Source organism: Sphingomonas sp. Leaf25, from assembly GCF_001421635.1.
Classification (GTDB): Bacteria; Pseudomonadota; Alphaproteobacteria; order Sphingomonadales; family Sphingomonadaceae; genus Sphingomonas.
Window position 1 is genome coordinate 56,493 of the sequence record NZ_LMKU01000007.1, and the last position, 11,299, is coordinate 67,791.

Annotated in this window: 9 protein-coding genes; 7 read left to right on the top strand and 2 right to left on the bottom strand. The window is 67.3% G+C overall.

Annotated features, from left to right (window positions below; genetic code table 11):
• Window positions 1-48: 48 nt before the first annotated feature.
• The gene (locus ASE78_RS03990; RefSeq protein ID WP_056493544.1) at window positions 49-2,169 is read right to left on the bottom strand and encodes an AsmA family protein; all 2,121 of its coding nucleotides are present in this window, start codon (window positions 2,167-2,169) and stop codon (window positions 49-51) included.
• A 157-nt stretch (window positions 2,170-2,326) separates the two neighbouring features.
• On the opposite strand from ASE78_RS03990, the gene rpmI reads away from it, so the two are divergent.
• The 7 genes from rpmI to ASE78_RS04025 all read left to right on the top strand — a co-directional run bounded on the left by rpmI (window position 2,327) and on the right by ASE78_RS04025 (window position 9,802).
• Window positions 2,327-2,530 (top strand): 50S ribosomal protein L35, encoded by a 204-nt coding sequence (gene rpmI, locus ASE78_RS03995; RefSeq protein WP_055757212.1) that lies wholly within the window; start codon window positions 2,327-2,329, stop codon window positions 2,528-2,530.
• Between the two features lie 13 nt (window positions 2,531-2,543).
• The gene (gene rplT, locus ASE78_RS04000) at window positions 2,544-2,921 is read left to right on the top strand and encodes a 50S ribosomal protein L20 (RefSeq protein WP_055762009.1); all 378 of its coding nucleotides are present in this window, start codon (window positions 2,544-2,546) and stop codon (window positions 2,919-2,921) included.
• 214 nt (window positions 2,922-3,135) lie between these two features.
• Complete coding sequence (locus ASE78_RS04005; protein ID WP_056493547.1) at window positions 3,136-3,489, top strand: GIY-YIG nuclease family protein; 354 nt, start codon at window positions 3,136-3,138, stop codon at window positions 3,487-3,489.
• Window positions 3,490-3,523: 34 nt separating this feature from the next.
• The gene (gene pheS, locus ASE78_RS04010) at window positions 3,524-4,693 is read left to right on the top strand and encodes a phenylalanine--tRNA ligase subunit alpha (protein WP_056493550.1); all 1,170 of its coding nucleotides are present in this window, start codon (window positions 3,524-3,526) and stop codon (window positions 4,691-4,693) included.
• Entirely contained in the window at window positions 4,690-7,053 is a 2,364-nt protein-coding gene (pheT, locus tag ASE78_RS04015; protein ID WP_056493553.1) for a phenylalanine--tRNA ligase subunit beta, read from the top strand. Before pheS ends, pheT begins: the two co-directional genes overlap by 4 nt.
• Window positions 7,050-7,922 (top strand): aldose 1-epimerase family protein, encoded by an 873-nt coding sequence (locus ASE78_RS04020; RefSeq protein WP_056493556.1) that lies wholly within the window; start codon window positions 7,050-7,052, stop codon window positions 7,920-7,922. Before pheT ends, ASE78_RS04020 begins: the two co-directional genes overlap by 4 nt.
• Before the next feature lie 308 nt (window positions 7,923-8,230).
• A complete protein-coding gene (locus tag ASE78_RS04025) occupies window positions 8,231-9,802 on the top strand; it encodes a peptide chain release factor 3 (RefSeq protein ID WP_056493559.1) in 1,572 nt (523 codons plus the stop codon).
• Window positions 9,803-9,867: 65 nt separating this feature from the next.
• Here the strand turns inward: ASE78_RS04025 and ASE78_RS04030 are convergent, their stop codons facing one another.
• The gene (locus ASE78_RS04030) at window positions 9,868-11,094 is read right to left on the bottom strand and encodes a spinster family MFS transporter (RefSeq protein WP_056493563.1); all 1,227 of its coding nucleotides are present in this window, start codon (window positions 11,092-11,094) and stop codon (window positions 9,868-9,870) included.
• Between the last annotated feature and the right edge of the window lie 205 nt (window positions 11,095-11,299).

The following is an 11,299-nucleotide window of genomic DNA, read 5'->3' on the forward strand; positions in this document are numbered from 1 at the left end:
TCTCCGCGCCTCCGCGTGAACCAACCTCCTGCCGCCGCCGCCCGACCGTCAGAAGATACCAAGAAAATTCTTGCGCTGCTCCTTGCGCTCGCCCCGGTTCGACCGGCCGTTCTCCGCCTTGGCGGTGGTTCCCCGCCCCACGTCGTCGCGCGCCTCGCCACCCGTCGTACGCTGCGCTCGTGCGGTGGCGCCGGCCAGTACCGGGCCGCACGCCGTCGCCTTCGCATCGCCCGGATCGACGAACGCCAGCACCCCCGCCAGCGGCGTCGCCACTACCGCCAGCCCCAACGCCGCCCCGGCCCGGCCGAGCAATTCGGGGCTGACGACCGAATAGGAGGGAGAAGCGAAATAGCCACCGATGCCGACCGGCGATTGTCCCGCCAACAGCGAGAAGCGCTTCGAATCGGCCCGGAACGCGAGATCGATCGTCTCGTTGCGGAAGCTGAACCCGCCGCGCCCGATCATCACGTTCTTCTGCGTATCGATCAGGATCGGGTCGGCCGCCGCCACCCCCTGCCGCACGGTGAAGCCGATCAGCCCGCAGTTGATCCGCACCGGCTCCTTCAACCGCCCCTCGAACATCTTCTGGGCAAAGGTGCCGAGGTCCAGTTCGGACAATTGCACGTTGCGCGTCCAGAAGCTGCCCGCCGGCAGGATGACCGCGATCCGCCCGTTCGAAGTGGCAAGCGAATCATGGACCGTATCGCCGACTCCGGTCAGCTTCACCCGCGCCTTGACCGTGCCGGTCGTCCCCGCCTCCTCGACCCCCCATCCGGCGAGGAGCCGCCCCATCGGCGTCGGCGACAGGCGGATGTCATAGTCGGTGACGGCCGGGCGTTTGCGTGCATCGATGACGATGTCGGACGCGACATTGCCGCGCGCCATCGCGAAGGTGAGCGGCGACAGTTTGAGCAGCCGGTCTTCCAGGTCGAGCGTCAGATCGGCGTTCGAGATCGGCAGGCTGCGGGCGCGCAGCGTTCCGACCTTGTAGCGGACCTTCGCGTCGAAATTCTTCAGCGCCTCGACGTTCAGCCGGGCATCGGGCAGCAGCCGGGGGGCACCGCCTTCGCGGGTGATGACGCCCGCCGCCCCCTGCGCCTCGACCCGTTCGAGATCATAGCCGACGAAGGCCGACACATCGACGATGTCGAGCGTCCGCGTCGTCAGGTCGGCGGTCAGCAGCAGGCGGGGTTCGCGCTGGGTCACGGTCAGGCTGCCCGCCAGATCGCTGTCGCCGAACACGCCCCGCAACCGGGTGAATTTCCAGTCGGGCCCGTCCTTGGTCATGCGCCCGGTCAGGCGATAGGTGCGCGTGTCGGGCGTGAGGATTCCCAGCACCGCGAACACATCGGCCAGATTGCGCCCGCGCAGCCGCACCGCGAGGTTCGATCCATCGAGCTGGGTCGGTCCGGGCAGCGTTCCGGCAAGGATCGCGACCGATCGGGCGACCTCGATCCGCGCGGTCAACTGGTTCTCGCCGCCGCGGATCGTCGCGTTGGGCGACTGCAACTGCCCGGTCAGGCGGAACGGACGGCCACGCACCATTCCCTGCCCCCGCGCGCGGATCGCCGAATCGAAGCGGGTGTCGCTCGACGTGACGGTATCGAGCAGGAAATTGCCGTCGAGCACGAACTGCGGATCGCGGTAGCGGATGCGCGTGTCGCGGAACGTGCCGGCACGCACCACCGGCAGTTCGAGCTTCTTGCCCTTCGCGTTCGGGTCGCCGAACGTCCAGGTGTTGCGCTGCCGCCGCGCGTCCCAGTGGAGGTCGGCGCGCGCCCCGTCGAGCTCCAGCCAGTTGACCCGCCGCCGTCCGAACAGGAAGGTCAGCGTCGCGACCGAACTGTCGAGCTTGCGCGCCTCGAACGTGTTGCCGCCGCCGGCCCATGCCGGGTTGGAGATGCTCAACCCCTCGGCCAGAAACTTCAGGTCGACGGGCGCGAAATAGAACTGGAAATCGCCCGCCACCCGGATCGTCCGGCCGCTCTGGGCAGAGGCGATCCGCTCGAACGTGCCTTTCAGAAACCGGCCCTTGGTGATGAACAGCACCAGCCATGCCAGAAAGACCGCCGCGACGATGCCGAGCAGGACCCGCACGACGATCCGTCGCCAGTCGCGGCGCGGGCGGGGCATGTCGGCGGAGCCGATCGTCTGGGGAACTTCGGCCATGCCGGATCAACCGTTAGGCGGCGTAACGAGTTCCGGCGGTTGCCTTTTGGCGCGCGCCCGGTTAGGAGCGCGCTCTTTCCACGACCCCGAAGGGATTCGCCCGGCCATCTGGGGCTGCCGCGGCAATCCGCACGTCGTGATTTTCAAGGAGACCAAAATGCCCAAGCTCAAGACCAAGAGCGGCGTGAAGAAGCGCTTCAAGCTCACTGCCACCGGCAAGATCAAGCACGGTGTCGCCGGCAAGCGCCACCGCCTGATCTCGCACAACGCGAAGTACATCCGCCAGAATCGCGGGACTTCGGTCCTGGCCGACGCCGACACCGCGCGTGTCAAGGCGTGGGCGCCCTACGGCCTTCGTTAAGGAGTACTGACCAATGGCACGCATCAAGCGCGGCACGACCACCAAGGCGAAGCACAAGCGGATTCTGGATCAGGCGAAGGGCTATTATGGCCGTCGCAAGAACACGATCCGCATCGCGCGCCAGGCCGTCGAAAAGGCCGGCCAGTACGCCTATCGCGACCGTAAGGTGAAGAAGCGGACCTTCCGTGGTCTGTGGATTCAGCGCATCAACGCTGGTGTCCGCGCGGAAGGCATCACCTATTCGCAGTTCATGCACGGCTGCAAGCTGGCCGGCATCGAACTCGACCGGAAGGTCCTGGCCGACATCGCGATGCACGAGGAAGCCGCCTTCAAGGCGATCGTCGCGCAGGCGAAGGCCGCCCTGCCGGAACAGGCCGCCGTCGCCGCATAACGCGCTGGTGGTTCCTGTCGGGGACACGAGACGCCGGTGGGGAAACCCGCCGGCGTTTTTTGTTGTGCCAGCCGTCATTCCGGCGAAGGCCAGAATCCATGGATACGCGACGCTGGCAAAAGACTGTCGCAATGCGCTATTTGCTTCGTCATTCCCGCGAAGGCGGGAATCCATAGACGCTGACGCTTCGGCTCCGTTATCCACGTCAGCGCATATGGGTTCCCGCCTTCGCGGGAACGACGATGGGGCTGGCGTGACGCGCATCTTCGAACCCTGCGTATACATCGTGGCCAGTCGCCGAAACGGGACGATCTATACCGGCGTCACCAGCAACCTGATCCAGCGCCTCCACCAGCATCGCAGCGGCACCCTCTCCGGCTTCACCGCCGACCATGACTGCACCCGCCTCGTCTGGTTCGAACGCCACGAAACGATGGAAGCCGCCATCCAGCGCGAGAAGCGGGTCAAGAAGTGGAACCGCGACTGGAAGCAGAATCTGATCGAGCAAACCAACCCCCACTGGCACGACCTCGCCACGGGGCTAGGCTTCGCGGGCATCCCGCAATAAAGCGGGGAATATCTGCGTTACCACCGGAGCCACCGTGACCCCCGATCTCGACCAATTGCGCGCCGATCTGCTCGCCGCCATCGATGCCTCCGCCGGGCTCGATGCGCTCGACGCGGTGCGTGTCCATGCGCTGGGCAAACAGGGGGCGGTGACGGGACTGCTCAAGACGCTGGGCGGCCTGTCGCCCGACGAGCGGCAGAGCGTCGCGCCACGTATCCATGCCCTGCGCGAAGCGGTGAGCGATGCCATCGCCGTGCGCAAGGCCGATCTGGAGGCGCGGGCGCTGGCGGCGAAGCTGGCGTCGGAGCGGATCGACCTGACGCTGCCGGTCGATCGTCCGGCCTTGGGGGCGGTGCATCCGGTCAGCCAGGTCATGGACGAACTCGCCGAAATCTTCGCCGATCTGGGCTTCGCGGTCGCGACCGGTCCCGAGATCGAGGACGACTGGCATAATTTCACCGCGCTCAATATTCCCGAGACGCATCCGGCGCGGGCGATGCACGATACGTTCTACGCGCAGCGCCGAAGCCCACAGGGCGAGACCAGCACAAGCGCGGCCGGCGCTGCCCAAACACCGTCCGACGACGGTGGCTCCGCCACCGGCGCGCCCGAACGCTACGTCCTGCGCACCCACACGAGCCCGGTGCAAATCCGCACGATGATGGCCCAGCAGCCCCCGATCCGCATCATCGCGCCGGGCCGGGTCTATCGCAGCGATTCGGATGCGACCCACACCCCGATGTTCCACCAGATCGAAGGACTGGTGATCGATCGCGGCATCCATATGGGGCATCTCAAATGGACGCTGGAGACGTTCCTGAAAGCCTATTTCGAGCGCGACGACATCGTCCTGCGGCTGCGGCCGAGCTATTTCCCGTTCACCGAGCCGTCGGCCGAAGTCGATGTCGGCTATACGCTGGAGAAGGGCCGCCGCGTCGTCGGCGGTGATCCGGCGAAGGGCAATGGCGGCTGGATGGAAGTGCTTGGCAGCGGCATGGTCCATCCGAAGGTGATCGCGGCCTGCGGGCTCGACCCGGACGAGTGGCAGGGCTTCGCCTTCGGCACCGGGGTCGATCGGCTGGCGATGCTGAAATATGGCATGGACGACCTGCGCCCGTTCTTCGACGGCGATCTGCGCTGGCTCAGACATTATGGATTCAACAGCCTCGACGTGCCCACGCTGTCGGGGGGAGTAGGCGCATGAAGTTCACCCTTGGCTGGCTCCGCGAGCATCTCGACACCGATGCCGGGATCGACGCGATTCTGGATGGGCTGACCCGTATCGGGCTGGAGGTCGAAGGCGTCGAGAACCCGGCGGCGAAGCTGGACGGCTTCCGCGTCGCGCGGGTGTTGAGCGCCGAGCGCCATCCGCAGGCGGACAAGTTGCAGGTGCTGTCGGTCGATGCCGGTGACGGCCCGATGCAGGTGGTGTGCGGTGCGCCCAATGCGCGCGCGGGGCTGGTCGGCGTGTTCGGCATGCCCGGTGCCACCGTGCCGGCGAACGGCATGGTGCTGAAGGTCGCGGCGATCCGCGGGGTCGAATCGAACGGCATGATGTGTTCGACGCGCGAGCTGGAGCTGGGCGAGGATCACGACGGGATCATCGAACTGCCGCAGGACGCGCCGGTCGGAACCCCCTTCCCCGCCTATGCCGGGCTCGACGATCCGGTGATCGACGTCAGCGTCACGCCCAACCGGCAGGACTGCATGGGCGTGCGCGGCATCGCGCGCGATCTGGCGGCGGCGGGCTATGGCACGCTCAAGCCGCTCACGGTGCCGCAGGTGGCGGGCGATGGCCCCGGCCCTGACATTCGTATCGAGGACGGCGAGGGTTGCCCGGCAATCTACGGACAGGCGGTGCGCGGGCTGACCAATGGCGAGGCTCCCGAATGGATGCGCCGCCGGCTGACCGCGATCGGGCAAAAGCCGATCTCGACGCTGGTCGACATCACCAATTACGTGATGTTCGATCTGGGGCGGCCGCTTCACGTGTACGACATGGCCAAGCTCGACGGCGGCCTCGTCGCGCGCAGGGCGGTGGCCGGCGAGAGCGTGGTGGCGCTCAACGGCAAGTCTTACACGCTGGCCGGCGGCGAGACGGTGATCGCCGATGCGAGCGCGGTCCACGACATCGGCGGGATCATGGGCGGCGAGCATTCGGGGGTGTCGGCCGACACTACCGACGTGCTGATCGAATGCGCGTATTTCACCCCCGAAGCCATCGCCCGCACCGGGCAGCGGCTTGCACTGACCAGCGATGCGCGGACGCGGTTCGAGCGCGGCGTCGATCCGGCGTTCCTCGGCGACGGGCTGGCGATCGCCACCAATTATGTGCTGCGGCTGTGCGGCGGGACCGCCAGCAGCGTGACACGGGCGGGCGAACCGCCGCTCAGCGCACGGACGATCGTCCATGATCCAGCGCGGGTCGCGTCGCTCGGCGGGCTGGACGTCGTGTCCGAGCGGCAGCGCGCCATCCTCGAACGGCTGGGCTTCGCGGTCGGCGACGACTGGCGCGTGACGGTGCCGTCGTGGCGGCGCGACGTCGACGGCGTGGCCGATCTGGTCGAGGAAGTGATCCGGATCGAGGGGTTGGACAAGGTGCCCTCGACCCCGCTCGATCGCGTGGCGGGCGTCGCGCGGCCGACCGCGACGGCCGAACAGAAGCTGGAGCGGCGGATGCGCCGCGCGGCGGCGGCACGCGGGCTGGCCGAGGCGATCACGTGGAGCTTCATCGCCGACGACGAAGCCGCACCGTTCGGCGGTGGCGCGTGGGAGGTCGTGAACCCGATTGCCAGCGATCTGGCGGTCATGCGGCCGTCGCTGCTGCCCGGACTGCTCAGTGCCGCCGCGCGTAACCTGAAGCGTGGGCAGTCGAGCGTGCGGCTGTTCGAGATCGGGCGGCGCTATCTGGCCGAGGGTGAGCGGGCGACGCTGGGCATCGTGCTGGCGGGCGAGCGTAGCCCACGCGGCTGGCGGGGCGGCAAGGCGCAGGGCTTCGATGCGTTCGATGCCAAGGGCGAATTGCTGGCGCTGCTCGAAGCGGCAGGCGCACCGGTCGGCAATCTTCAGGTGATGGAAGCGAGCGGCGAGGTGTTCCATCCGGGACAGTCGGCGACGTTGCGGCTCGGCCCCAGGACCGTGCTGGCCGCATTCGGCGTGCTGCATCCGCTACTGGCGAAGGCGTTCGATCTGCCGCAGGGCACGGTCGCGGCCGAGCTGTATCTCGACGCGCTGCCGGCGAAGCGGGGCAGCGGCTTCATGCGGCCGGCCTATGCGCCGCCGGCGTTGCAGGCGGTGACGCGCGACTTCGCGTTCCTCGTCGGCGACGGCGTCAGCGGCGATCAGTTGGTGCGCGCGGTGCGCGGCGCGGACAAGGCGGCGATCGTCGATGCGCGGCTGTTCGACGTGTTCACCGGCGCAGGCGTCGAGGCGGGCCACAAGAGCCTTGCCATCGAGGTCACGTTGCAGCCGGGTGCCAAGAGCTTCACCGATGCCGAATTGAAGACGGTGTCGGACAAGGTCGTCGCGGCGGCGGCCAAAATCGGCGCGAGTCTGCGGGCATGACCACCATCCTGTCCAACGGCATCCTGACCGCGACGATCGCCGAGCTGGGCGCGGAGCTGTTGTCGCTCAAGGATGCCCAAGGGCGCGAGCTGATGACCGACGCCAATCCGGCGTATTGGACCGGGCATGCGCCGATCCTGTTCCCGATCGTCGGGCGGCTGCATGGCGACCGCTATCGGCTGGGCGATACGAGCTACGTCATGCCGCAGCACGGCTTCGCGCGGCGGCGGACATTTGCGAAGGTTGCGCAGAACGAGGGTGTGTCGGCGACGTTCGCCTTGGCGGACGATGCCGAGACGCTGAGCATGTATCCGTTCGCATTCGTGCTTCACGTGGAACATTCGCTGGAAGGTGCGACGCTCAAGACCTTGGTAAGCGTTACCAATTCCGGGACGCATGACCTGCCGGCGAGCATCGGCTTTCATCCGGCGTTCGCATGGCCGCTGCCCTATGGCGGGGCTAGGGAAGCACATCGGATGGTGTTTTCCGACGCCGAACGTGACACGATCGCCGAAATCACCGCCGACGGGACGATTGCGGCCACGCCCCGGCCCTCGCCGCTGGAGGGGCAGGTGCTGCATCTGGGCGATGCGCTGTTCACGGACGATGCGCTGGTCTGGGACCCGGTTTCGAGCACTGGCGTGTCGTATGGGACCGAAGATGGGTCGCAGTTGCGGGTCGATTTTCCGGGGATGCCGCGATTGGGAATCTGGACCAAGCCGGGCGCGAACTTCGTCTGCATCGAGCCGTGGGACGGGATCGCCGACCCCGAAGGGTTCGATGGCGATATTTTCGACAAGCCGGGGATCCGGCGGGTCGCTCCCGGAGAGACTCATGCCGTGGCAATGGCGGTGACATTGGTCGATTGATTTTCACGCGAAGGCGCGAAGCACGCGAAGTAGAACAGATCGATTTCGCGCAGAGGCGCAGAGGCGTGGAGAGGTTGCCGACTGCCGCGATAGCGGCGCTCCATTTCGGGCCGCAGCGAACGAGCAGCTTCGCCGGATCGATGACGACCGACGCATCCGCAACCTCTCTGCGTCTCTGCGCCTCTGCGCCTCTGCGTGACAAACCTCCTTCTTACTTTGCGCCTTCGCGCCTTCGCGCCTTCGCGTGAAAACAATACACGAACGCCCCACCCGTTGCGGTTCCCCCGCGCGCGCCGTAGAGCGCGGCCATGACTCAGTTTGCCGATCGCCGCACCTTCGCGATCATTTCGCACCCCGACGCGGGCAAGACCACGCTCACCGAAAAGCTGCTGCTGTTCGGCGGCGCGATCCATCTGGCCGGCGAGGTCAAGGCGCGCGGCGCCGCGCGGCGCGCGCGCTCCGACTGGATGAAGATCGAGCAGCAGCGCGGCATTTCGGTCACGTCGTCGGTGATGACGTTCGAGCGCAATGGCCTGACCTTCAACCTGCTCGACACGCCGGGCCATGAGGATTTCAGCGAGGACACCTACCGCACGCTGACCGCCGTCGATTCGGCGGTGATGGTGATCGACGCCGCCAAGGGCATCGAGCCGCAGACGCGCAAGCTGTTCGAGGTATGTCGCCTGCGCAACGTGCCGATCATCACCTTCGTCAACAAGGTCGACCGCGAAGGGCGCGATCCGTTCGCGCTGCTCGACGAAGTGGCGGAGATGCTGCAACTCGACGTGTGCCCGATGACGTGGCCGGCGGGCATGGGCGGACAGTTCGAAGGGATCTACGACCTCGTCGACAACCGGCTGCTCCAGCCCGAGGCGGGAACCAAGGATTTCCAAGGCAAGGTCGAACAGTTCGCCGGCCTCGACGATCCGCGCATCGACGACGTGCTGTCGCCCGAAGGGACCCAGCGGCTGCGCGAGGAGGCCGAGCTGGCGGTGGCGGGCTATGCCGCGTTCGACGGCGATTCCTATCGCGCGGGCGACCTGACGCCGGTGTATTTCGGGTCGGCGTTGAAGGAATTCGGCGTCGATTCGCTGATCGACGCAATCGCCGCCCATGCCCCGCCGCCACGGCCGCAGCCGGCCGAGCCCGCCCCCGTCGCACCGAGCGATGCGCAGGTGACGGGGTTCGTGTTCAAGGTGCAGGCGAACATGGACCCCAACCACCGCGATCGCATCGCGTTCATGCGGCTGTGTTCGGGGACGTTCCGGCGCGGCATGAAGCTGACCCCGACCGGCCACGGCAAGCCGATCGCGATCCATTCGCCGATCCTGTTCTTCGCGCGCGAACGCGAACTGGCGGACGAGGCGTTTCCGGGCGACATCATCGGCATTCCCAACCACGGGACGCTCAGGGTCGGCGACACGCTGTCCGAACGGGCCGATGTACGCTTCACCGGGCTGCCCAATTTCGCGCCCGAAATCCTGCGCCGCGTGGTGTTGAAGGATCCGACCAAGACCAAACAGTTGCGGAAAGCCCTCGACGACATGGCCGAGGAAGGGGTGACGCAGGTCTTCTATCCCGACATCGGATCGAACTGGATCATCGGCGTGGTCGGGCAGTTGCAGTTGGACGTGCTGCTGTCGCGGCTGGATGCCGAATACAAGGTCGCGGCGGGGCTGGAAATGGCCCCGTTCGAAACCGCGCGCTGGGTGTCGGCGGGTGATCCGGTCGACCTGAAGGCGTTCACCGACCTACACCGATCGGCGATGGCCAAGGATCGTGACGGCAATCCAGTGTTTCTGGCCAAGAGCGCGTGGGAAGTCGGCTATATCGCCGATCGATATTCCAAGGTGACGTTCGCGGCTACGCGGGAGCGTTGAGGCTCACGCGAGCGGCGGGAAGGCCCGAGGCAGGCTGGCTCACGCCCTTGGGGTGAGCCCGAAACTCAGGCTACCCAGTCGCGCTCTAGCCGCCGGCTCGCGAGCGCCATCAGCGTGCCGGCAACGAGATACAGGCACAGCGCCGCCGCGATCGCGTAGCGCAAGGATTCGGTGCCGTAGGTGGGTGCGAGGCTTTTCGACAGTTCGCCGACGGCCCAGCTTCCCAGCCCCAGCCCGATCAGGTTGTTGACGAGCAGGAAGCACGCCGAGGCGGTCGCGCGCATATGCGCGGGGACGAGGTGCTGCACCGCCGTCAATACTGGCCCCAGCCACACATAGACCAGCGCCTGCGGCAGCAGGAACAGCGCGAACGCAGCCGCCCACCCGCCCGACAGCACGCCGGCGATGAACAGCGGCGTGCCGAGCACGTAACAGGCGGCGGGCAGCAGCGCGTACCAGCGCTTGTTCCGCGCGCCGAGCCGGTCGCCGAGCGCACCGCCGAGCAGGATGCCCGCGACCCCGCCGGTCAGCAGCAGCGCGCCGAAGAACTGGCCGGTCTGCACCAGCGACAGGCCGAAGCTGCGCATCATCAGGCTGGGCAGCCAGAACGCCACGCCATAGCCGCACATCGACCCCGCCGCCGCGCCGAACGCCAGCAGCCAGAACCCCGGCTTGGCGGCGAGGATGCCGAACACCCGGCCGACCGGAACGCGGTCGGCGGCCACCGGTCCGCGCGGAACGTCCTTCACCAGCCAGCGGAAGAACGGCGCGATGACGAGCCCGGCGAGCCCCACCGTGAAGAACGCGGTGCGCCATTCCACCGCCTGCGCGATATAGCCGCCGAGCAGCACGCCGCCCGCCGCGCCCAGCGGAATGCCGAGCGAATAGACGGCGAGCGCGCGGGCGCGGCGTTCGGGCGGAAAACTATCGGCGATCAGCGCATAGGACGGGGCGACGCCGCCCGCCTCCCCCACCCCGACGCCGAGGCGGAACAGGAACATCTGGGTGAAATTCTGCGCGGTGCCGCACAGCGCGGTGAACGCGCTCCACACCGCGAGGCTGATGGTGATGACCCAGCTTCGGCTGGTGCGATCGGCGATCAGCGCCAGCGGGATTGCCAGCGTCGAATAGAGCGCGGCAAAGGCGAGGCCGCCGAGCATCCCCATCTGCGAATCGTCAAGGCCGAGGTCGCGCTGCACCGGTTGCGCGAGGATCGACAAGATCTGCCGGTCGAGGAAGTTGAAGCTGTACACCAGCAGCAGCATGGCGAGGGTGAGACGGGGGTTCTTCATGATGGCCCTCTACAGGCGATGCCGGGTTTCCGTCATTCCCGACGATGCGGGAACGACGGACGTCGTGGTTTCAGGCCGGATCGACCTTCGACGAAATGCCGTCCCGACCTGCTCCCCTCCCTGACAAGGGAGGGGTTGGGGGTGGGTCGGCCGGTTGTGGAACGCTTCTGTTTCCTCGTGGGCCGACCCCCCCCCCGCCCCCCCC